This is a genomic window from Dyadobacter beijingensis DSM 21582 (genome assembly GCF_000382205.1).
GTDB lineage: Bacteria > Bacteroidota > Bacteroidia > Cytophagales > Spirosomataceae > Dyadobacter > Dyadobacter beijingensis.
Genome location: NZ_KB907786.1, coordinates 228,805 through 251,897, shown reverse-complemented (window position 1 = coordinate 251,897; position 23,093 = coordinate 228,805). Strand labels below are relative to the sequence as shown.

At 53.2% G+C, this 23,093-nt stretch carries 22 protein-coding genes; 9 read left to right on the top strand and 13 right to left on the bottom strand.

Annotation, left to right across the window (positions count from 1 at the left end; genetic code table 11):
* Positions 1 to 59: 59 nt before the first annotated feature.
* From H144_RS0101030 to H144_RS0101015, 3 genes are all read right to left on the bottom strand, one after another.
* A complete protein-coding gene (locus tag H144_RS0101030; RefSeq protein WP_019940162.1) occupies positions 60 to 1,970 on the bottom strand; it encodes an AAA domain-containing protein in 1,911 nt (636 codons plus the stop codon).
* 23 nt (positions 1,971 to 1,993) lie between these two features.
* A complete protein-coding gene (locus tag H144_RS0101025; RefSeq protein ID WP_019940161.1) occupies positions 1,994 to 3,223 on the bottom strand; it encodes a multidrug effflux MFS transporter in 1,230 nt (409 codons plus the stop codon).
* 363 nt (positions 3,224 to 3,586) lie between these two features.
* On the bottom strand, positions 3,587 to 3,799 hold the full coding sequence (locus tag H144_RS0101015) for a hypothetical protein (RefSeq protein WP_019940160.1): 213 nt from the start codon (positions 3,797 to 3,799) through the stop codon (positions 3,587 to 3,589).
* Positions 3,800 to 4,188: 389 nt separating this feature from the next.
* Between H144_RS0101015 and H144_RS0101005 the strand changes: the two genes are divergently transcribed.
* From H144_RS0101005 to H144_RS0100975, 7 genes are all read left to right on the top strand, one after another.
* Complete coding sequence (locus tag H144_RS0101005) at positions 4,189 to 6,354, top strand: TonB-dependent receptor (protein WP_019940158.1); 2,166 nt, start codon at positions 4,189 to 4,191, stop codon at positions 6,352 to 6,354.
* Positions 6,355 to 6,373: 19 nt separating this feature from the next.
* Entirely contained in the window at positions 6,374 to 7,027 is a 654-nt protein-coding gene (locus tag H144_RS0101000) for a hypothetical protein (RefSeq protein ID WP_019940157.1), read from the top strand.
* Positions 7,028 to 7,051: 24 nt separating this feature from the next.
* Positions 7,052 to 8,116 (top strand): sensor histidine kinase, encoded by a 1,065-nt coding sequence (locus H144_RS0100995; protein ID WP_063826377.1) that lies wholly within the window; start codon positions 7,052 to 7,054, stop codon positions 8,114 to 8,116.
* Positions 8,117 to 8,279: 163 nt separating this feature from the next.
* On the top strand, positions 8,280 to 9,047 hold the full coding sequence (locus H144_RS0100990) for a LytR/AlgR family response regulator transcription factor (RefSeq protein WP_026350302.1): 768 nt from the start codon (positions 8,280 to 8,282) through the stop codon (positions 9,045 to 9,047).
* Positions 9,048 to 9,107: 60 nt separating this feature from the next.
* On the top strand, positions 9,108 to 9,881 hold the full coding sequence (gene ku, locus H144_RS0100985) for a non-homologous end joining protein Ku (protein WP_019940154.1): 774 nt from the start codon (positions 9,108 to 9,110) through the stop codon (positions 9,879 to 9,881).
* Positions 9,878 to 10,777 carry a non-homologous end-joining DNA ligase gene (ligD, locus tag H144_RS0100980; protein ID WP_019940153.1) on the top strand — a complete coding sequence of 300 codons (900 nt, stop codon included), beginning with the start codon at positions 9,878 to 9,880 and terminating at the stop codon, positions 10,775 to 10,777. The genes ku and ligD overlap by 4 nt, the downstream gene beginning before the upstream one ends.
* A 53-nt stretch (positions 10,778 to 10,830) precedes the next feature.
* Complete coding sequence (locus tag H144_RS0100975; RefSeq protein WP_157504379.1) at positions 10,831 to 11,997, top strand: glycoside hydrolase family 18 protein; 1,167 nt, start codon at positions 10,831 to 10,833, stop codon at positions 11,995 to 11,997.
* Positions 11,998 to 12,093: 96 nt separating this feature from the next.
* Here H144_RS0100975 and nfi read toward each other — a convergent pair whose 3' ends face one another.
* Positions 12,094 to 12,834 (bottom strand): deoxyribonuclease V, encoded by a 741-nt coding sequence (gene nfi / locus H144_RS0100970; RefSeq protein ID WP_019940151.1) that lies wholly within the window; start codon positions 12,832 to 12,834, stop codon positions 12,094 to 12,096.
* Positions 12,835 to 12,897: 63 nt separating this feature from the next.
* On the opposite strand from nfi, the gene H144_RS0100965 reads away from it, so the two are divergent.
* Entirely contained in the window at positions 12,898 to 13,404 is a 507-nt protein-coding gene (locus H144_RS0100965; RefSeq protein WP_157504377.1) for a hypothetical protein, read from the top strand.
* A 3-nt stretch (positions 13,405 to 13,407) separates the two neighbouring features.
* On the opposite strand, the gene nhaA is transcribed toward H144_RS0100965, so the two are convergent.
* Positions 13,408 to 14,586, bottom strand: coding sequence for a Na+/H+ antiporter NhaA (nhaA, locus tag H144_RS0100960; protein ID WP_026350300.1), 1,179 nt, complete (start codon positions 14,584 to 14,586; stop codon positions 13,408 to 13,410).
* A 270-nt stretch (positions 14,587 to 14,856) separates the two neighbouring features.
* On the opposite strand from nhaA, the gene H144_RS0100955 reads away from it, so the two are divergent.
* A complete protein-coding gene (locus H144_RS0100955; RefSeq protein WP_051100030.1) occupies positions 14,857 to 15,078 on the top strand; it encodes a hypothetical protein in 222 nt (73 codons plus the stop codon).
* A gap of 87 nt (positions 15,079 to 15,165) precedes the next feature.
* On the opposite strand, the gene H144_RS0100950 is transcribed toward H144_RS0100955, so the two are convergent.
* The 8 genes from H144_RS0100950 to H144_RS0100915 form a co-directional block, all read right to left on the bottom strand.
* Positions 15,166 to 16,476 carry a DUF5690 family protein gene (locus H144_RS0100950; RefSeq protein ID WP_019940147.1) on the bottom strand — a complete coding sequence of 437 codons (1,311 nt, stop codon included), beginning with the start codon at positions 16,474 to 16,476 and terminating at the stop codon, positions 15,166 to 15,168.
* Between the two features lie 11 nt (positions 16,477 to 16,487).
* Positions 16,488 to 17,846, bottom strand: a complete 1,359-nt coding sequence (locus H144_RS0100945; protein ID WP_019940146.1) for an aspartate aminotransferase family protein — start codon at positions 17,844 to 17,846, stop codon at positions 16,488 to 16,490.
* Positions 17,847 to 17,880: 34 nt separating this feature from the next.
* Positions 17,881 to 18,825: an alkaline phosphatase family protein gene (locus tag H144_RS31305; RefSeq protein ID WP_019940145.1), complete on the bottom strand. Its 945-nt coding sequence runs from the start codon at positions 18,823 to 18,825 to the stop codon at positions 17,881 to 17,883.
* A 38-nt stretch (positions 18,826 to 18,863) separates the two neighbouring features.
* Positions 18,864 to 19,991, bottom strand: a complete 1,128-nt coding sequence (locus H144_RS0100935; RefSeq protein WP_019940144.1) for a TIGR03364 family FAD-dependent oxidoreductase — start codon at positions 19,989 to 19,991, stop codon at positions 18,864 to 18,866.
* Between the two features lie 29 nt (positions 19,992 to 20,020).
* On the bottom strand, positions 20,021 to 20,725 hold the full coding sequence (locus H144_RS0100930; RefSeq protein WP_019940143.1) for an HAD family hydrolase: 705 nt from the start codon (positions 20,723 to 20,725) through the stop codon (positions 20,021 to 20,023).
* 306 nt (positions 20,726 to 21,031) lie between these two features.
* Complete coding sequence (locus H144_RS0100925) at positions 21,032 to 21,610, bottom strand: helix-turn-helix domain-containing protein (RefSeq protein WP_019940142.1); 579 nt, start codon at positions 21,608 to 21,610, stop codon at positions 21,032 to 21,034.
* A gap of 133 nt (positions 21,611 to 21,743) precedes the next feature.
* Positions 21,744 to 22,544 carry an isocitrate lyase/PEP mutase family protein gene (locus H144_RS0100920; RefSeq protein ID WP_019940141.1) on the bottom strand — a complete coding sequence of 267 codons (801 nt, stop codon included), beginning with the start codon at positions 22,542 to 22,544 and terminating at the stop codon, positions 21,744 to 21,746.
* Positions 22,545 to 22,560: 16 nt separating this feature from the next.
* Entirely contained in the window at positions 22,561 to 23,016 is a 456-nt protein-coding gene (locus tag H144_RS0100915; protein WP_019940140.1) for a carboxymuconolactone decarboxylase family protein, read from the bottom strand.
* Positions 23,017 to 23,093 lie beyond the last annotated feature (77 nt).

Sequence of the window (23,093 nt, the reverse complement as noted above, 5' to 3'; positions counted from 1 at the left end):
GCTAGATGGTTTTAAAGATAGTCCGGTTGCTTTGAAATCAAAATCCGCTCGTCACATAGTTACAAATCCGAAAACTCCCAGGCACTCTGGTAGGCATTCAGCCCCTCGGCATAGGCGATGAAATTTTCATAAAAAGGCAATGCGGAAAGGGTCGCGCTGTCGCCGATCACGACGAGCTTTTTCCGTGCACGGGTCATGGCCACGTTCATACGGCGGATGTCGGCCAGGAAGCCTATCTGCGCCTCGGCATTGCTGCGCGTCATGCTGATGTACACCACGTCCCGTTCCTGTCCCTGGAAGCTGTCGATCGTATTCACGGCGATTTTGTCCAGGTAAGGCGCCAGGTCCGGCGCGTGCGCGAGCTGGTCTTTGAGGATATTGATTTGTTCTTTATAGGGAGAAATAATGGCAATGCTCGGAAAATCCTCCGTTTTTGGATTAACCTTCACAAATTCCGCTGCCAGCTGGTTCAAGTGCTTGAAAAGAAACGCCGCCTCTTCCGGGTTCGTGGAGCTGGTGCCTTCCGGTTTTTCATCAAAGCCACAGCCCGCCGTATCGATATACGCCATCGGCGGCTCGCCGGGAAACAGCACGCGGTTCGCCACCGATTCGTGCGCTTTTAATTGATCATTATAAAAAACGCGCGAAGAATAGCCCATAATAGCCTTGTTCATCCGGTATTGCTCTTCAAGCAGCACCACCGACTCGGGGTGCAATGCCACGCATTTTTCCAGTAACGTCGTGCTCAGGCCGCCTTTGCCCGCAACGTCCGACTTGATGGTCGGCGGCAGCTGCAAATGGTCGCCGGCCAACACCACTTTTTCCGCTTTCAGGATCGGTATCCAGCAGGCAGGTTCCAGGGCCTGGCCCGCCTCGTCGATCACCACGGTGCGGTACTTCATGTGGCGGACGGTGAAATGGTTCGAGCCGACGAGAGTCGCCGTGACTACCTGCGTTTTGCCCAGCACGTCATCGATAATGTATTGCTCCATATTCGCGACGTCCTTCATAATGCGGTGGGCCTCCTCGAACAACGCTTTCCGCTGGTCGCGCTCCGACTTTCCGAAATGGCGCTTGTACTTGTGCGCCATGTTCTTGTATTCGTTGGCCTGCTTTTTCAATGCCTTAATATCCTTCACATCGGCATGTGACGACATTTTACTATCCAAAGTCAGCGCCGACAGCCGCTCCGAAACGCGTACCGGGTTTCCCACCCGCAGCACGTTCAGCCCTTCTTCGCTCAGTTTTTCACTCAGCAAATCCACCGCCGTATTGCTCGGCGCGACAACGAGGACCGGCCTGCTATCCTTTTTCACCAATGCCTTGATCGCCTGCACGAGCGTGGTCGTCTTGCCCGTCCCCGGAGGCCCATGTACGATCGCGAGCTCCTGCGCGGAAAGGATCTGCTGTACGGCCCGCTGCTGCGAGGGGTTAAGTTTGGGAATGGTAATGGGGTAAATGTCAGGGTCGAACGAAGGCTTTTTCTCACCCGTTAAAACTTTGATGAGATGCCCGTCCTTCTCCGACGAACCTTGTGCGTCGGCGGTTTTCAATGCGCCTTGCATTTCGTCGTAACTGTTGTCGTCGAAAAGCAGGTCGATGCCCAGCTTGCCGTCGCGCGACCATTCCGGTAGCTCGTCCGTCCGCAATGTGATTTTCAAACGGTTACCGCCCTGGTGCGAGATCACCCCTTCGACGCGGTCCTTTTTGGGTTCGTGGTTGCTGAACAAAACCGCCGGCATGCCGAAACGCATCTGGTGTGCCAGGTCGTGGTGCGTAGTGCGTTCGACTTCCACCGTGAGGTAATCGCCCCGGCCGATTTCCTGGCCGCGTATGGCAATGGGGTACCAGGCCAGCCCGTTGGCCCGGCGTTCGGAAACGGAAGTCCGTTCGATCAATCGCAGGTACGATTGCTGGTCTTCCTCCCTTTCTATTTTCAGTAAATCGAGTAGTCGCTTGAAATAATCCATGCACAAAACTAAGCAAACGCCGCTTAATGCATCACGCCCGCATCCGCGCCTTGCTGCACCTCCACCTTGTTGGTAATAAACCTTCGTCCTATCACCAGCACCACCAATGCGAGCGTAGCCGAGGCAGCCATAGCCGTCACCATCGGGATAATGGAAGGTACTTCAAAAACGCTGATCGCGATGGAGATCAATGTCCCCGCACCCATCTGGAATGCGCCCATCAATGCCGACGCGCTTCCCGCATTACGCGTGAAGGGCGCGAGCGAAAGTGCGGCCGCATTCGGGAAGGTGTAACCCACGCAGCACAGGAAAAGGAAGAGGAATACGAGCGTGGAAGTCAGCGTAAGCGCGTCGTTCAATGCCGCGGCGAGGAATACGAGCCCGATCACCGCCTGGCAAATCAGCGCCACATTCACGATCTGCTCGCTGGTAAAGCGGCGGAGCATCAGGGTATTGACCTGCCCCGAACCGATGAAGCCCACCGACAGGAATGCGAAAATCCAGCCGTATACTTTTCCTTCGATATGAAACACTTCCATAAACACGATCGGCGAGCCCGACACGTAGGCAAACAGCCCCGCGAATGCAATAGCGCCCGTAATGGAGTAGGTGTAAAACTGCGGCTCGCGGAGCACTTCCAGGAAGTTCCTGATGATCGGCCGGGGTTTCAGCGAGAGCGTTTTATCGGGTTTGTAGCTATCCGGCAGCCAAAGCACGGTGGCGCCCAGAATGGCAACGCCCAGGATCGTCAGTATCATAAACACGGCATGCCAGCCGAATGCGTCGGTCACATAACCGCCCGCCGTAGGCGCGATCATCGGCGAAAAACCGACCACGAGCAGCAGCAGGGAGAATACTTTGGCATTTTCACTGACAGGAAACAGGTCGCGTACCATGGCTACCGACGCTACCGTAGCCGCGCAGCTGCCGATGGCCTGGATAATGCGCAGCACGATCAGCTGCTCCACCGAGGTCGCCACCGCGCAGCCCGCCGACGCGAGAATGTAGACGACCAGCCCGATAAACAGCGGTTTCTTGCGGCCGAATCGATCGAGCAATGGGCCGTACAGCAGCTGCCCGAGCGATATGCCGACGAAATAGCCCGACAATGTCAGCGAAACCTTGGCAGCAGTGGTGTCGAGGTCGCGCGCGATGGCCGGAAAACCGGGCAGGTACATATCGATCGAAAACGGGCCAAGCGCAGTCAGGCTCCCCAGGATGAGGATCAGGAAAAAGTATGTCTTTCTGGACATGGAAATTTTGTGGTGTGGAGATTTGAGTATCCGGGTAACACTGTTAGGCGGCCAAGGGTTCGGCCAGTGCACAAAAAAGGCCCCGGTAGTGCACCGGAGCCCGCTTTTATTTTCATGGCAACAGACCGAAGATCATGCTGCAACCCAGTTTAATTTTTTCTGGACTTCCTTTTCGCTTTCGCTAACCGCGTAGGGAACCTTGTTTTTGAGGTAGATAATGCAACCCTGCCCTTTCTTGTTGGGGGTAATCTTCAAAACGTCTTCCCTGTGAATAATAATATTGATGAGCTTCTGCCCAAATAATTTGAATGTACCCTTTTGTACCATGTCCTTGTCTTAGTCCTTCTTGAATGAAACGTAATCCTATGCAATTCCACTGATCGAATTCCCGGATTTCAGGTAGAGCAGGAAATAATCCTTTGAAATCAGGAAGAAACCAAGATCGGTCCTGTTACTTATCTGCAGAAAATCCGCTACTTCTCTCTGTGCTTCCGATTCAGATCTGGCACCTGTCACGTTAAGCACTGCGCCGGGTTTCAAACTTTTCGCTGGGTTGTTACCAAATGTCGCTACCATAGTTATATCCGATTTAAGAGTTAGTCTTCGTGTGAAATTGTTTTCGGGAAGGACAGTTTAAATAAACATGCCAGATTCCGCGATCCAACTAACGTATAAGGATATTTCAGCCGGGCTTACGTGGTAACTATTCAGGAATATAGAAATTCAAATGGTTGATTACAAGCACCTTGCATAATTTGATAAAAAATTTATACGCACTATTGAAAAAGTCACACTTCCCCGCCGCGCACTGTCCGTTTTTGAGGAACGGCCTATCGTTTTGATCGTCGCCCGCCGACGCTTCACTCCACAAGTCCTGCACTTCATCCGCCCCGTTCTCCCTTTCGGTGAACTTCATTTCCGTGCGTGTGCTGTGGTAGCCAATTTTGGATCAAGTCCTACGGCACATGAAAGCGACATTTACCATTATCATACTGCTGATCAGCAACCTTACTTTCGCCCAAACAAAAGTGAGCGGCAAAGTCACCGACGCGAAAGGCAACGGCCTGCCGGGTGTGAATGTGTATCTCAAAGGCACCTACGACGGCACTTCCACCGATTCGCAGGGCGCTTATGCATTCGAAACGGAGGAAAAAGGCGCCCAGCTGCTCACCGTGCAGGCATTGGGCTTCAAAACCCAGGACCTTGCCCTGCAATGCGAAGGCAAGGCGTTGACGGCGGATGTGAAACTGGCCGAGCGCATCAACGTCCTCACCGCCGTGACCATTACGGCCGGCGCGATGGAAGCGAGCGACGAAAAGAAATCAGTGGTCCTGAAACCGCTCGATATCGTGACCACATCGGGAGCGATGGGCGACATCACCGCCGCATTACTCACATTACCAGGCACTTCCACGGTCGGCAACGATGGCCGCCTGTTCGTGCGCGGGGGCGATGCTTCTGAAACGGCCATTTTCATCGACGGGATGCAGGTGGGCAACGCGTTCGGCAGCACAGCCTCCAACGTGCCTACGCGCACACGGTTCAGTCCTAATCTATTTAAAGGTTCGTTTTTCAGCACCGGCGGGTATTCCGCGGAATATGGGCAGGCATTATCGTCGGCGCTGGCATTGAACACGCTCGACCTCCCGCTCCGTAACCAGGGCGACCTGAGTGTGATGACGCCGGGCGGCGGCTACACGCAGACGCTCACGGGAAAAACGCAGGCATTGACGGCTTCGGCCAACTACTACAACCTGGCGCCCTACCAATCCATGATTAAACAACATTTCGATTGGGAACAGGCGCCGGAGAGCTGGGATTCGGAAATTTCCTTGCGCCGGAAATGGGGTAACGCGGCCAAAAGCAGCGCCGGAATGCTCAAAGCGTATTTCCACACGGAGGGCAACCGGATGGCGATCTGGCAAAAGATTCCCGGCGACGACGGCCGTGGCGACCGCGTGCAGCTGCGCAACAATTACGCCTACGGAAATGTATCGTTTCGGCAATCCAATGGTGAGGGTTGGTTACTTTACGGCGGCGCTGCATTCTCACATAATAAGGACGCGTGGAAGCTCAACCTCGACCCCATGCGGCAGGTTACTACGCTCGCACATGCCAAAATGGTGGCGGTAAAGGACTTTTCACCGCGGTTTTCCCTCAAAAACGGAGTTGAATGGTATATCAAAGGCTACTCCGAGGAATTGACCGGCCAAAACCTCCGCCGCGACTTTACCGACCATCAGCTCAACCATTTCGTGGAAGGCAGCTACTATTTCAGCAACCGGCTGGTGATGGTAGGCGGGCTGCGCACGGGTTACAGCTCGCTGGCGCGCCAGGCATGGGCCGATCCGCGGTTTTCGATGGCCTATAAATTTGAAAACGAAGGGCAGGTATCGTTCGCGGCCGGACAGTTTCACCAGCTCGCCGACGAGAAGACGCGCATTCACGACCCCGGCCTGAAAAACACCTCGGCCACGCACTATATTCTCAACTACTTCATCGTCAGCAACAATCGTACGCTCCGTGCCGAGGCATTTTACAAAGATTATAACCACCTCGTGACCTGGCAAGGCACCGCCATCAGGCCCGAGAACATCGCCCGGAACGGCTCCGGGTATGCGAGCGGTTTCGACCTGTTTTACCGGGACAAAAAAACCTTCAAATCCATCGACTTCTGGATCACATACAGTTTCGTGGACAGCAAACGGCAGTTCGCAGCCTTCGCCTCGCGCGTGCAGCCGTCGTTCGCACCCAAACACAATGGTTCGGTGGTAGCCAAGCATTTCGTAGGCCGGATGAAATCGCAGCTGGGCCTGTCGTGGTCGTGGAACAGCGGCTATCCATACAACGACCCCAACCTGCCGGGCGAAATGCAGCGCAAAACCGGCATTTACAGCGACCTGAGCCTGAGTTGGAGCTACCTGCCCCGCCCGAACGTGATCATTCACGCCGCCTGTTCCAATGTGCTCGGCCGCAGCAATGTGTTCGGCTACCGGTACGCGGCACAACCCGACGAAACGGGTTCGTACGCGAGCCTGCCTGTGGGCCAGGGCGCGAGGCGGTTTGCCTTTATCGGCCTTTTCATTACCCTTTCCAAAGACAAGAATGCCAACCAGCTAAACAATCTGTAACCATCAAATTCTCCAAACCATGAAAACCGTCACCCGCATTATCGCATTGCTGTTCATCGTTTCATTGCCAGTTTCGGCCCAGGATTCGCCTTACCAGAAGGCAATGAAGAAGGAAATCGCCGCAGTTCTCCATACCGATTCGCTGCCGCAGTTGCAGCGATCGGCGAATGCATTTGCCCGCATTGCCGAGCTGAATCCTACCGAATGGCAGCCGGCCTACTACCAGGCACTGGCCTGCACATTCCAGAGTTTTAACAAAACATTGGCCCTCGATAAAAAAGACGAAGTGCTGGCCATGGCCGATGAGCTCATCAAAAAAGCCGACGCCCTCTCGCCCGGCAATGCAGAAATCATCACGATGCAGGCATTCGTCACCATCGCGAAACTTAGCGCAGATCCGGCCGGTCGCGGCCAAAGCCTGTCGGGCGTGGCGATGCAGACACTGGGCAAATCGATGGCGATCGACAGCAAAAACCCCCGTACGCTCGTGTTGACGGCGCAAATGGAATTCGGCATGGCGCAGTTTTTCGGCTCGGGCACGGAGAAGGCTTGCGGGCTTGCGAAACAAAGTTTGGCTATATTTAGCGCACAGGACGAGGAAGCATTGAAAGCGGCCCTGCTGCCCACCTGGGGCAAAAATCAGGCCGAGGGACTGGTAGGGAAATGTAAATAAGTTTAACAGTAAATAGTCGCGCAGATGTGTGCCAAGTCTTCGAAAGGGTCTCGTGAGTTCTGGAATTTTTCACCGGGGTTTCTGGCGGGGAACGCGGTGGTTGCGCTGCTGGTCACGCTGGCGATATGCCCGTCGTGCCTGTCCCGCACGAATGCCATCAGCGAGCTGGCCGATGATTTTCTGCTGTCGTTCCTGCTCTCGACCAGCCTCAGCTACGGCGGCTACCTCGTCGAAGACTATTTCGACCGGCGCATTTCGTGGATCGAATACCCTGTGAAGCGGCTCGTGCTGGAATGCCTCTGCTATTTCCTGTATGTATTCACGATCAGTTTCCTACTCATGTTCCTGTTTGCATTCGTCGTGCGGCAGTCGTTTACTCTGGAAAATGTCCCTTGGAAACCGCTCATCCAATCGACCAAATTTCCGATGCGGCTTGCATTCGTGATATCGTTCATATTTATCAGCCGGTCGTTTCTCGTGGAATGGCGGAAGGCGGCGATCGAAGCGGAGCAGCTGAAAACGGAGCGGTTCGCGCGCCAGTACCAATCGCTCAAAGACCAGCTTAACCCGCATTTTCTCTTTAATTCGCTCAATGTGCTGAGCAATCTCGTGTACGAAAGTCCCGATGCCTCCGCGAAATTTATCCGGCAGCTGTCGCGCATTTACCGCTACGTGCTCGACGTGCAGCAGGAAGAGCTGGTGCCCCTGGAAAAGGAACTGGAATTCGCCGAAAACTACCTTGCATTACAGCAAATCCGGTTCGAGGAAGGTTTGGAATACCAGATTAATCTAAACAAAAACACACCCGGGAGCCTGCCACCGTTATCGCTGCAATTGCTGCTCGAAAACGCGATCAAACACAATGTGGCATCGGCACAAAATCCGCTGCGCATTGAAATCAGCCTTGAAAACAATGAATTGATCGTGAAAAACAACCTGCAACCCAAAACCAGCCAGCCGGAGGAATCGGCCGGGATTGGTCTGGAAAATATTGGCAAACGATACGAGCTGCTTAGCGAACGGAGGATAGCCGTAACCGATACGGGAGGGGTATTTGTGGTGAGGCTGCCGGTTTTAAGTTTTGAATGATTGAATGAGTAATTGAGTGAATGAGCCGCATTGAAACGGGGAATGGTGTTGCGATTTTTTGCTATAAACAGGGGGTTTCTCCGAAGCGCGCATTAGTTGATTTGACCATTGCTACATAAAATATACTGAATTGAACATTTTAACCGATGTGAAATACACTGACTTGAACATCCTGCTAATCGAAGACGAAGGCCCGGCGGCCCGGCGGCTGGCGCAGCTGCTTCATGAAAAACTGCCCGGAGCGCAAATAAATGGGCATATCGATACCATTACCACTGCGGTGCAATGGCTGCGAACGTACCCTGAGCCGGACCTGATATTCCTTGATATTCAGCTGGCCGACGGGATCAGTTTCGAGATTTTCGAGCAGGTGAAAGTGACTGCACCCATCATTTTCTGTACGGCATATGACCAGTACGCGATCCGCGCATTCAAGCTGAATAGCATTGATTATCTGCTCAAACCTATCGATCCAGATGAATTGGGACAGGCTTTGAACAAATTCCAAACGGGCCGGAAGGAACCTGTTTCTCAAACACCAATGATTTCGCTCGACCAGCTTCGCAGCCTTATGCAGCCTGCGGCTAAAACATTCAAAAACCGTTTTCTGGTGAAGGTCGGCGAGCGCATTCAGACGATCGATGTGCAGGAAATCGCGTTCTTTTTCAGTGAGGACAAGGTGACTTTCCTGCAAACGGCGGCCGGAAGGAAATTCATCGTCGATTACACGCTCGACGAGATCGAGGATATGGTCTCGCCTGACACATTTTTCCGGCTCAACCGGAAGTATATCAGCGCCATCTCGGCCATTCAGGACGTTTTTACCTATTCCAACAGCCGGTTGAAAATCCACCTTGCCAACTGCGGCGATAACGACATCCTCATCAGCCGCGAGAAAATGGGCGCATTCAAGGATTGGATGGGGCAATAGCGCTTCTACCCAAAGGCACGACTTTTGCTTACCTCTCATTTTCAACCGAAAAAGAGGATTATGAGAGCAATATGGTCCGGGGCGATCGGCTTTGGCCTCGTTAACATCCCTGTAAAACTGTTCAGCGCGACGCAAGCCAGCGAGCTCGACCTCGACATGCTGGACAAGAAAGATCACGCCAACATCCATTTCCAGCGCGTCAACGCCAATACCGGCCGCGAGGTAAAGTGGGAGAATATCGTCAAAGGCTACAAGGTCGACGACAATTACGTGGTCCTCGAAGACTCGGATTTCGAAAAGGCCAGTCCTGAAAAATCGAAGATCATCGAGATAGCCGAGTTTGTCGACGAGAAGGATATCGACAGCATTTATTACGAAACGCCTTATTACCTCCAACCCGAAAAATCGGGCGCGAAACCTTACGCATTGCTTCGTGATGCATTAAAAAAGACTGGCAAATGCGGCCTGGGCACCTATGTGCTGCGAAACCGCGAGAGCCTGGTGCTGATCAAACCGCAAAACGACCTGCTGATCCTCAACAAGATCCGCTTCGCGGAGGAAATCCGCGATACCGATGAGCTGAATATCCCCGACGTGAAGATCAAACCGGCCGAAATGAATATGGCGGTACAGCTGATCGAACAGCTCACGACGGATTTCGACATTTCCAATTACAAGGATACTTATAATGAGAAGTTGCTCAAACTGATCATGGCCAAGGCAAAAGGCAAAAAACCGGCCGCTACTAAAATGAAAGTCGTGCACTCGAAAAGCCGCGACCTGATGGCGCAGCTGAAAGAAAGCCTCTCCGCCCCTAAACGGAAAGCCTCATGAAAAAGAATGCGGAAATTACCCACCCGGAAAAGATTTACTGGCCCGACGAGCACATTACCAAAGGCGAGCTGATCGACTACTACCGCCAGATCGCGCCCTACATTTTACCTTACATGAAAAACCGGCCGCTCTCGCTCCGCCGGCAGCCCAACGGCATTACCGATGAAGGTTTTTTCCAGAAAGACGCGAGCGATTCCAGGCCCGACTGGATCAAAACGCACGAAATACTGGCCGAATCGACTGGGAAAATGGTGAATTACTACATTGCCAACGACGTGGAAAGCCTGCTGTACATCGCCAACCTGGGCTGCATTGAAATGAACCCCTGGAACTCGACGATCAGCAAGCTAGACAACCCGGACTATGTGGTGATGGACATCGACCCTTCCGATAAAAATACATTCAACGACGTGGTCGACGTGGCGCTGACGATCAAGGAGCTGCTCGATGACATGGGTGCCGAGGGCTTTTGCAAAACGTCCGGCGCGAGCGGCATGCACGTTTACATTCCGTTTGGCAAAAAATACGACTACGACCAGGCCCGGGACTTCGCCGAAATGCTTGCGCATATGGTCACCGAGCGCCTTCCCAAGCTCACCACCTTGGAACGATCGCTGTCGAAACGCAAGAAAGACCAGATTTACGTCGATTACCTGCAAAACCGCATCGGGCAGACGCTCGCGTGTGCGTATAGCGCACGCCCGAAGCCGGGCGCGACGGTGTCTACGCCGCTGGAATGGGCCGAAGTGCAGCACGGCCTGAGCCCGAAGGATTTTACGATCAAGAACATATTCGACCGGCTCGATAAAAAAGGGGACCTTTTCAAAGGCGCACTCGGCAAGGGTATCAAGCTGGATAAAATCCTGCAAAAATTGTCGCTTGCCGGGGAGGATTAGGAGATGATTTGAAGGTGTATTTATTTTAGCCCTTCAAAACCAAATCCAATACCATGCGCCTAGTCCCTACTCAAATGAAGCTCGGCACGGCATTGCTGCTCGTGACGCTTTTGGCCCCCCTGCTCTTCCTGAACGGTTGCAGTTCTGATAAAAAGGCGGAATCTGATGCCGATTCCACAAAACGGCCCGTCGTGATCGGTTACGTCGGCGGCTTTCATGGCTTGCTGAACACCAGCAACATCGACGCCAAAATGCTCACGCACATTAATTATGCATTTGTTAACATTAAAAACGGCAAGGCATTCCTGGACAACGAGAAGACCGACACGACCAATTTCCGCCAACTTAACCTTTTGAAAGCCGATAATCCCGATTTGAAAATTCTTATTTCAATCGGTGGCTGGGCTTGGAGCGAGAATTTCTCCGATGCCGTACTCACTGATTCATCGAGAAAGATATTCGCGAAAAGCAGTGTCGAGATCATCAAAAAATACCATCTCGACGGCGTGGATATCGACTGGGAATACCCCGGCCTGCCGGGCGAGGAAGGCAATGTATTCCGCCCGGAAGACAAGCAGAACTACACCGAAATGTTCCACGCGATCCGCAACGAGCTCGATTTACTGGAAGAAGAAACCGGCAAGAAAAAGTTGCTGACTACCGCGGTAGCCGGTTGGGTGGAATTCCTGAAAGCAACCGATATGGGCAAAGCCCAGCAATACCTGAATTACGTGAACCTGATGACCTATGACCTATTCCAGGGCGACACGGCCGTTCACCACGCGAGCTTATACCCTTCCAACATTTACAAAACCGCCAAATCGGTTGACAATGCCGTGAAAGGCTTTCATGCGGCTGGTGTTCCGATGGAAAAACTTGTGGTAGGATTGCCATTCTACGGCCGGATGTTCACGGTGGCGAAACTGGATAAAGGACTCGGTCAGAAGCAGATCAAACAGCAGTACATTGACGGCTATACCTACATCAAGGATAGTTTGGTTAACAAAAAAGGTTACAAGGAGTACCGCGACACGGTTGCGAAGGCGCCTTACCTGCTCAATGCCGATACAGGTGACGTGCTGAGTTACGACGATGAGGAATCTGTCCGGGAAAAATGCAAATATGTGCTCGCCAACAAGTTGGGCGGGGTGATGTTCTGGGAATACGATTCCGATCCCAAGAAGTACCTCTTGAACGAAATCGACAGATCGTTAAAGTAACATCTTACTTGTCTGCCAGGGGTTGAAACCCCTGGGGAGGAAACCGGGCGTGCCGCTGGCACTGCCCGTTTTTTTGTGCCCTTTACGGCCGTTTCCTTAAAATAGTTTCCAGCTCGAAAGGTCGTGGTAGCCGGCCTTGATTTCACCGGTGCGGAACTTGTTCACGTACTCGTGCGCGTAGCGCGTGGGCTCGGGCAGGCGGTGTTTGCCGGTGCATTTCAAAGCGATCGCCAGGCTGTCTTCAAGGCTCATCTGATGACCCGGCGAGATAAATACCGGTTTCACGTTTTCTTTCGTGCGCACGGCATAGCCGATTACTTCACCCTTATCGGTTACATTGGCGTACTCGCCTTTCGATGCGCCAGGTTCGGCGTACTGGCCGGCGAGTTTCTTTTTGGCACAGCCCATCGTCACGGCGCCCGTCACTACGCCGAAATGGGAGGCAATGCCCATTCGCCGGGCGTGGAGAATGCCGTTGCCGTCGAACATGATCAGGTCCGGTTTGACGGGTATTTGTTCGTAGGCTTTCAGGATAGCCGGTATTTCCCGAAATGCGAGATAGCCGGGCACATAGGGGAAAATAGTGCTGCTTTGCACGAGCGAGCAGGCGATCGGTTGGAGTTCCGGGTAACTCAGGATTACCAATCCGGCAAAGACCGTCTCACTATACAACGTCAGCGAAATGTCGGCCCCGGCAATGGTTTTGATCTCTTTCTGAAAGGGTTCCAGGCGAAGATGGCCGCGGAGCTGCTGCTGGATGAGCGTGGCTTCGCCGAGCGTGAGCTGATCGTAATTGAGTTCCGGTGTGACCACCATGCGGTTCAAAGCGTCTGGCATGATATTTCCTGATTGTGTGTCAAAGTTAATTACCCCCTGATCTTCAAAAACCACGCCACATTCATGGAACAAACCTCTGTCAAACGCAAATGGGCCAACTGGAAATTCATTTCCTTCATTGTGATACTCGTTGCCGTCTTCGTCAAATTCTATGTCCTGGACCCGCACGACGAGAACGCCCCCGTAACCGTCGCCCTCGACCTGCCGCAGGTAGCCCTGCGAAATCAGAAAGAAGTAGCCGCCATCCTGGGAAAAGGCACGCTGGAAAGTTATTACGAAGACAAGCAGGCGGGCTGCGAGCATTGCCCGAAAGCCTCCTACCGCGACGGCAAGGTCGAGATCATCTATATCAATGAAATCGCCGATCAGATACGGCTGAATGGGCTGAAAGATTACGATTTCGAAAATCGCATCATCCTGGGCCTGCTCAACCTCACCGAGAATATCTCGCCCAACGTCGACGAGGACGGTTTGAAGCAGTGGGACAATTATCAGAAATACACGCAGATCGCCGCTTTTTCCAAAGATGGCCACCTCGACTACATTCTTATCAAAGCCAAAACCGAATAGGCATTACCGTACCGACCGTTTGCTCACGGCACTCAGCATCATATAGCCGAGTATGCCCGAAAGGACGGAACCGGTGAGAATGGCAAATTTGGCTTCGGAAAGGATCCGTTGCTCGCCGGGGAATGACAGCAACGCGATGAATACCGACATCGTAAACCCGATCCCGCCCAGCATACCGACGCCGATAATGTGCGCCCAGCCAGCCCGGTTGGGCATGCTGCTGATACCCAGTTTCACCGTAAGCCACGAAAGCAGACTGATCCCCAGCGGCTTTCCTATCACCAACCCGAGGATAATACCCAGGCCCAACGTGGTAGTGAGCCCGTCGATCATACCCGCTTCAAAAGTGATATTGGTATTGGACAAGGCGAAAACGGGCATAATGAGGAAGTTCACCGGCCTTACCAGCACGTGTTCCAGCTTTTCGAGCGGCGACTCCTGCGCGTCTGGCGTGGTAGGGATGGCGAATGCCGTGAGCACGCCCGCGATGGTAGCGTGCACGCCCGAATGGTGGATAAAATACCAGATAAACATGCCCGGAATCAGATACGCGGCCAGGTTCTTCACGCCCGCTTTGTTCATCGCCAGCAATGCTGCGAAGATCGCCCCGGCGTACAGGAGATAAGTATAATGCAGTTCTGAGGAATAAAAGATTGCGATCACGAGAATGGCCATCAGGTCGTCGACGATAGCTAATGCGGCGAGGAAAATTTTGAGCGACGACGGCGCTTTGCTCCCCAGCATGGTAATGATCGCGATGGCAAATGCAATGTCGGTCGCCATCGGAATGCCCCAGCCGGCCGCGGTGTGCGTGCCGCTGTTCAGCATAAAGTAAATTCCCGCCGGGGCCAGCACACCGCCGAGCGCCGCAAAAATAGGCAATGCAGCCTTTTTGAACGACGATAGCTCGCCCTCCACCAGTTCCCGCTTGATTTCCAGCCCCACCAGCAGAAAGAAGATCGCCATCAGGCCGTCGTTGATCCACAACAGCAGCGGGTACCGCAAATGCAGGGCATCGCTGTTGAAGCCCAGCTCCGTTCCCAGCAGGTTTTCGAATGCACCGGCCAGGGGCGAATTGGCAATAATGAGGGAAATAATCACGCAGACGATCAGGATAACGCCGCCGAGCGATTCGGACTGTACAAATTCTTTGAAAGGTCGCAGGTTGATCAATTTAGCCATACCGGCAATATAGCAAATCAATCGCAATTCCATTCAATGCCAGAAATTGTACTTTTACAGCAAAAACCAGCTCATTAACAGGTCGCACCATATTTGAATATTTCAAAACAAAATAATATTCGGGAGCCATTAAATCACTCATCACCAATAAAAACCACTCATATAACCGTTCGATCACTCATTGAATAAATATATAGCCATTCATAAAATACCATTTATATTTGCATCATCAAATAAGACAAAGACAAGAACAAAAAAATAAATACAGCTATGAAAACTTTGATCACAACCTTCGTTAGCGTTATCGCATTGACCAGTTCAGTTGCATTTGCAGACGACAACAAATCGACCAACAATATCAAAAATACATTGCCTGCTTCAACCCCTGCGGTAGAAACGCCGGCACCGCCGAAAGCGAAAAGTGTTAACGCGTACAGCACGTATACCCCTACTCAGAAAGCGGCCATCGTGGAGCTTAAAACCACGAAATAAATTTTAACAAAAATTGAAAGGTGAAATTGAGATGTTAAAAAGGAGGGCATTTGCACCTCCTTTTTTTATGTCCTTACGAAGCGAAAATCAGGCCGCAGCGAGCGGCGGACCGCTTTTCTCGGCCGGGCGGCCGGTGCGGTATTTGTCGAAATAGATATTGCTGGCAGCCAGCAGCAGCAGCCCGAGCACAAATTGCAGGTACGAAAACTGCATCAGCACCCGCGACCAGCTCAGGTCTTTCATAAAAAATTCCTTGTACAGAAGCAGCCCCACACTGCCCATATAGCCGATACTTTCGCAGATGTACACAAAATACCCCGCATTGGCCTTGATGCGATACAGTGCGATCATCCGCTCGAAAACCACCGTTTGCAAAATGGTGTAAGCCAGAAACAAGCCCAGCCCCACCAGCAGCATCCAGTAGAAACCATTAATTACCGCTTTCTCGAACAAAAGTGTCCCGACGCCGATGAGCGTGATGCCGACGAACAGAATGAGGTACGCAAGCCGGAAACCGGTCAGGTTATCCCGCACGAATGCGAGCGCACCGATGATGACCAGCACCACAATGCCCGTGATCATTTCCGTCGTCGTAAGCACGCCGCTGCCCCAGTGCGCGTCTATTTCGTTCCAGATTTCGATGGTGAAATTGTCGCGGAAGTCGCGCACGACGACGAGCGTGGCGTAAAAAACAACCAGGCAAACGATCGGGAGGCCGAATTGCCGCATGACCAGCCGCTTGTCCGCGCTCGTCATGGGCACGCGCTCCGTGCGTAAGGCAATGTCTTCGGCGGTCGGCTGCGGGATTACGGAAAGCATCCACACGAAAACCAGAAAAAGCGGCAGGAAAATCAGTCCCATCAAAAACGGCATCCAGAATTCGGAAACCGCCGGAAATATGGCATGCACTTCAATGTAAATGGTTTTGAGAATGCCCGACGCCACCACCACGCTGATATTGAGACCCATTGAAAGCATTTCGGTAAAACGCCGGCCTTCCAGAAAGCTGAACACCACGCCCCACACCATCCCAAGCGGGAGGCCGTTCATGAACAGGAACACGAAATTGTAGGGGTAAGGCACAAGACCGAAAAAGAGCAATGCCAGTTCCGCCACGAGGATGAGTCCGATTACCAGCTTTACCCGGGCGCTATGCCGCAGCTCCGAAATCACTTTGATACCCGCAAACTTGGAAAGCGTATAACCGGCCACCTGCGCAATGATCAGGACTGCCTTGTAGCTCACCTCGCCCAGTTCCAGCCCCTGGTAAAGCCCCGCATTGAACGGCTTGCGGAACGCATACATACAGAAATAAGCCCCGAACGAAGCAATCAATGCCCAGCAGATAAAAAAAGTATTCGATCGCGTAAGTGCTTCTTTCAGGCGCATATGTTCCATTGTTGAGTTTTTTATACCAAAACCGAAGCCGTTTCAACGGCCTTTTCCAAAATCTGCAATGCTTCCGTAAGTTGTTCCCGGGTGATGATGAGCGGCGGGGAGAGTTGTACCACGTTCCCCTGCGATACTTTGAAACTCAGCCCGTTTTTGAGACATTCGTACATCACCGTTTCCGCTTCCTGCACGGCCTTTTCCTTCGTCGCGCGGTCCTTCACCAATTCCACGCCCCACAAAAGGCCGATCCCGCGCACCTCGCCGATGAGCGGATACTTTGCTTTCAGCTTTTCCAGGGATTCGCGCATGAATGCTTCGTCGGCATTCACTTTGGCCATCATGTCGTTCTGCTCGATAAATTCCAGCATCGCCAGCGCAGCCACGCTACCGAGCGGACTTTTTTCGTGGGTAAAATGGCCCAGAGACACGCTTTGAGCCAAATTGTAACTATCGCGTGCCACTATCGCCGCCATCGGCATCACACCGCCGCCTAATCCTTTGCCCAGGCACACGATATCGGGCTCGAAGCCGTAATGCTCGAATGCGAACATTTTACCCGTACGGCCGAATGCGATGGGGATCTCGTCGAGAATGAGCAATACCTGATGTTTGGTACAAATCTCACGTACGCGCTTCCAGTATGCCTGCGAAGGGATTTGCACGTCGGTGTTGCGGATCGTTTCGATCACGAACGCCCCGATGTCCCCTTCTTTTTCAATCACATATTCGAGGTAATCCGCATAAGGCAAGTCGCCGTTGCCTGCCGCCGCGAATGGCCCGCGGTAGGTCATCGGCGGCGGAATGCGCTCCACGCCGGGCATCAGTGGGCCCATATCTTTCCGGAAATCGAGCTCGCCGCCCGCGGAAATGGCATCCAGCGACGCGCCGTGGAATGAATCCCATAAGGACACCACCTTATGGCGGCCCGTCACGATCCGCGCCAGTTTGAGCGCCATACTGATCGCCGACGTGCCGCCGGGCGCAAAAAGGACGCGGTTGAGGTCGCCCGGCATAAGATCGCCCAGCTTTTTGGCCAGCTCGATGGCCGGAATATTGGTATACCTGCGGGGAGAAAACGGCAGGATATCCATTTGCGCTTTCAGCTTTTCGATCACATAAGGATGCCGGTAACCGAGCTGATGCACATTATTGCCATGAAAATCCATGTAGCGCTTACCCTGGACGTCGGTCAGGTAAATGCCCTCGCACGACGCCAGCACGTCCAGGCAGGGCGTGGACAGCGACTGGTGCAGAAAATGTTCCGAATCTTCATGCAGCCAACCCGCAGTTTCCGGGTCGCTGATCACCGCATACCAATCCTGGCGCGCGGATGATAGATTAATGTCGCCTTCCGTTCGGTTGTGTACAACTGCCATATGCAGGGTTCGGGGTTAAGTGCTTTGAACCAATTTACGGCTTTTCGCCAAGCCAGAGGTTCCTGGGCTCGTCCAATCCTTTGAAAACGGGCTTCACCGGCCGGCCGGTCCACGCGTAAGGCTGCTCCACGCCCAGCGCAAATGCAATGGTAGCGGCGAGGTCGTAGGTGTAAACCTGCTGCTGTATCGCATAACCCTTCTTCACCCCCGCTCCGTAAAATACACCCGCGATCTCGGCCTCCTGGGGTGTGGCACCACCGTGGCCTTTGCCGATCCCGCCATGATCCGCCCAGAGGATCACCAGCGTTTTTTCGGCTATACCGGCGTCATTAACGGCCGCCAGGATTTTACCGATAAGCGAATCCGCTTTGGTGACCGACTCGTAATATACTTTCGTCCCGTGGCCGTCATGGTGACCGGCGTGGTCGACATGATCGAAATGCACAAAGCCGAGTACCGGTTTTTTCTTTTTGATGTATTGGATAAAATCAGTGGCCGTAGAATCTTCCGTCGAGAAATGTTTGTCGTAATTCACGGCATTCTTTTGGAATAGCCTCCCAAAACCGCCCCAATGGTACACCGTACCGATTTCCGCCTGGGGCCGGGCCTTGTGTAAAATACTGAAAATGGTCGGAAAGCGACCGTCGGCCTCCTGCGCAATAGGCGGGAGCGTGTGCTTGTTCAGCTCCCAGTCGTTATCGATAATGCCGTGCTGCTCCGGGCCCGCCCCCATGATCATCGAGGCCCAGTTCTGGCTGCTGGCCGAGGTGAGTACCGTGCGCACGTTCCATTTTACGGCGCCATTGGCCACCATTTTATCGATATTCGGCGTTTCCGCCTTTTTGATACCATCCGGGCTCAGCCCGTCGACACCGATCACGATCACATGTTCGATACCCTTCGGCTTGTCGTCCGGTTGGGGAACAAATGCCGACAGCATAAATGCAGCCGCCAGTACGCAGGAAACTTTCGCAAACATATCAGTCAAGGTTTAGGAATTGTCAGATTCAGAATCATTTACGGCTGGTAAGTCCCGCCGATCACCTGATCGCAAAGGCCGAACGACAGCGTCATGCCATTGCCGCCGAGGCCGTTGATGATCGTCACGCCGCTTTCGGGCCGCATCACAAGCTCCGTCGCCCCGTTGGTCATTTTCGGGTAGATCCCGTGCCAGCTCTGGTACACTTTCGGCGATTTAAACTGCGCGAATGTGCCCAGGTAATCGAGGATCATCGTGTTGATAAATTCCCGGTCGAACGGATCGAACGTAAGCGCATACTCGTGCGAATCACCTACCGTGATCTCACCCAGCCCATTCTGCGAGGCCATTACGTGAATGCCCCATTTCAGGTATTCGGCATATTCGCTTTCGTACCGCGCTTTCAGGCCGGGCAGCGACGCTGCCGCCTTGAAACCGTGGTAGTGGATAAACGACAGCCCGCCGCACAATGCCGGGCCGATGCGCCAGTTGCCGGGCTGCGCTTCGAGGCGCATCATCTGCAATTTGCATTTGGTTAATGGCGCCGCAGAAAAATGTTCGGGGTAAAGCGTTTCGAAATCCTGGCCGCTGCACACGAAAATCTCATCCGCCGACCAGCTTTTACTGCCCGAATGCACCGTCGGATACGTTACTTTCGAAATGGCCGTATCCCAAATGAACGTTACTCCCAATGCCGCACTCAGATACCCCGGAATGGCCGCGATGGCCTCGCGCGGGTCTACGATCATTTCGTCTGCCGAATACAGCGAGCCGAGCAGGCCGTCGGGGTTCACTGCGGGCGACTTCGCCAGCGTTTCGGCCGGGCCGAGAAAGCTCACCGGCCGGTAAGGGCTCACTTCCACAAACTGCTGAATTACTTCCAGCTCGTCTTGCTGGTAAGCCATATGCAGGCTGCCCGCCTCCTGCGACCAGCATCTGGCACCCGCCAGCACCTCTTTCCAGATGCTTTTGGCCTGCAATGCCCTTTCATATAATGTGCCTTCCGGCTGGCCGATGGGCCATACCATGCCAAAATTCCGTATCGAAGCACCCACGGCCTTCGATGATCGTTCGATCACCGTTACCCGGTAGCCGCGCGTTGCCAATGCCCTGGCCGTTGCCAGGCCCACAATCCCCGCCCCTATTACTATCGCAGATTTGCTCATGCTTGTTCAGTCAAAAAAAAGTAAATGGATTACGCCTTCGCTTCCAGTGCGTGGCTTGGCGATACAATGCCGACGATCCCGGCAATGTCGTCGATAATGTGTGTGGGCTTGTACGGCAGCAGCTCTTCGCGTGTGAATGCGCCGGTGGTGATGCCGATGGCATAGCGGCAGCCCGCATTGATACCTTCGTTGATATCCACCTCGGTGTCGCCCACCTTCGCCACTCGGTCGGCGGATTCTACGCCGAGGATACCCATGATTTTACGGATCATGTCGGGGTATGGCCGGCCGAACGGCACTTCGTCGCTGGCCACGAGGCAATCGATCCGGCTTTCCCAACCGAGGCGGCCCACGATCACATCCGCGATGTCGCGCGAGAAGCCGGTATTCAATGCAATTTTGATCCCTTCGTTGCGCAACGCCACAAACGTCTCTTCCACATGCGGTAGCGGGGCTATTTCCGTCGTCGTACTATAAAAATCGATCATTCCGGCCACAAAATGCCTGTGAATCGTCTCCACCAGCGCTTCCGTGATTTTCGACTTATCCGCTTCCCGCGCTTCAAGCATCATTTTAATCGCCAGCGGCTTTTCGTAACCCATCAGCGGGTTCACGTCTTCGATCGCGATCTCGTAACCCTGCGAACGCATCGCCTGCTGAAACGCGATCCCGACAAAATTTTTATCCCTGACAGTCGTGCCTGCCATATCGAAAACTACCAGTTCTATCGACATTCCGATTGGTGTAATTGGTGAACGAATACTAAACTCGTCGATCATCGCCGGCGGACTTCCGCGCTATGCAGGAAAAGGCCCGAAATGTTAAGTAAAACTAAACCGTCACTTTTGACGTCAAGAACCTCCCGAATGATCAACCGCCTAAAAATATTGCCAGATCGGTTTATATGCAAATAAAAGTTAACTAATATTTAAAATTAATCACAATAAACCCTCGATCGCTGCAAAAGTAGCGAACTATCCGACCACGGAGGTTAAGTAAATGTTAATTAATATTTAACAAGGGAGAATTCCCAGGCCGCCTCATTGCGCCTCGTTGAAGAAGTAAATCACAAGCAGTACCGCCTCATCGCAGTCCTGGCATCTGAGGTTATGGAGCTCATTGGCATCGAAAAACATCGAATCGCCCTGGTTCAGCACATATTTATTCTTGCCCACCGTGTATTCCACCGCACCCGAAAGCACATACTTGAATTCGAACGCATTAGTCCGTACCATAGGCCGCTTCGCATCCTTTTCGAGCCGCAGCAGCACCACATCGATGTGGTTATCCTTGAATTGCTTGCTAAAAATCCGCTGGTAGAAGTAACCCTTGGCATTTTCCTTGGTGAAAGGCTGATATTCCTCCTTACGGCGGATCAGCACGTTTTCGCCGGGAGCAGTAGAGATAATGTCTTTGAAAAACACATTCAGGTCGATGTCCAGCGCCTTGATCAGCCCCAGCATCACCGGCAGCGAAGGGATCGTGCGGCTGTTCTCGATCTGCGACACGAGGCTCTTCGTCACCCCGGCCTCGTCGGCTATCTCCTGAAGAGTTACACCCTTACTTTTTCTTACTTCCTTTAATTTATTGCTGATCTGAAAAAGAATGTCCTCCTGCATATGACGAGCGTAGTAACCGGTTCCGGGCTTTAATATATTTACAAAGTAACTCCTAATTTTGCTCTAAAAATAGAAAATCTCCCGGTTGCGGCCACCGGGAGATCGTAGAGGTAAACGTAAATTAATTCTGCGGTCAGGCAAGCGGGCCGGTGACGGGGCGATGACTCAGCCCCTCTTTCACGCTGCCCAGCATCGATTCCAGGGCGAGCAGGGTGGTACGGTGCACATTCGGGCCGAAGCTTACCCGCGCCACGCCGAGGCGCTGCAGCACGTCCAGATCGGGCGCGCCCACGCGCGCCAGCACGTTCACGGGTACTTTCAATGCACCTACCAAGGTCTTGATCGTCGATTCGTCGGTGGCAAAGATCGGATACACGCCGTCCGCACCCGCCTCCACATACGCACGCCCCCGCTCGATCGCGTGTGCGAGCTTTTGCTCCTCGCTCAGGTCTGTTTTGACGAGGAAAATATCCGTCCTCGCATTGATAAAAAGCCTCGTATTGGCACGTTCGGCTACCCGCCCGATGAGTTTCAGCTTTTCCGCCTGCTCATTCACCGGCACGAGCTCACGACTGCGCACGTCGGTATCTTCTATATTAATGCCCGCCACGCCCGCGGCGATCAGCTTTTTGATATTGGATTTCAGCGTTTCGTGATCGCCCGCATAACCGGTTTCAATATCCACCGTCACGGGCAGATCCACCGATTTCACGATCTGCGACACGATCGCGAGCAGGAAATCGAACGGAATGCGTTCGCCATCCTCGTACCCGTGTGCCCGTGCAATGGCCGCACTGGCCGTCGCCACGGCGGGGTAACCGAGCTTTTCGAGCAGCAATGCGCCGGCAGCGTCCCAGATATTGGGCAAGACGAGCATTTTACCGCTATGATGCAGTTTTTTGAGCAAATCAGCCTTCTCCGACTGCGTGCTCATGCGGATAGGACGACTGTTAAACATAGCTGGGCTCTGCATTAACGATGATTTGATCGGTGATCATGATGCGGTTCCAGGCGCTGATGGCCACCACGCCCATCACCACCGCTTTGGTATACTCCTCGCCTAACAGCTCCACGGCGCGGTTGTAAACTATATCGCTCACTCCGCCATTCGCAATGAGCGTCACTTCCTCGGTCGATGCAAGTATGGCCTTTTCTTCCTCGGAGTAGATACCAGCCTCACGCCAGGCGCTTAGCATATAAATGCGCTGCTCGCTCACGCCGAGGTCTTTGGCCTGACGGGCGTGCATATCGAGGCAGAAACCGCAGCCATTCAGCTGCGACGCCCGGATTTTGATCAGTTTGTAATGCACCTTGTCGAGTCCGGTGGAAGCGACATACTTTTCAAGCTCCCTCACAGCCGCAATGGCCTTCGGGGTCAATTCACTGGTTTTTTTACGGGTGGACATAGCTAATGATTGATTGAGTGGATGATTCAAAATTAAAGCTCCGGCGGCCCAGCATGGTAATCCATTTCCCCATCTTC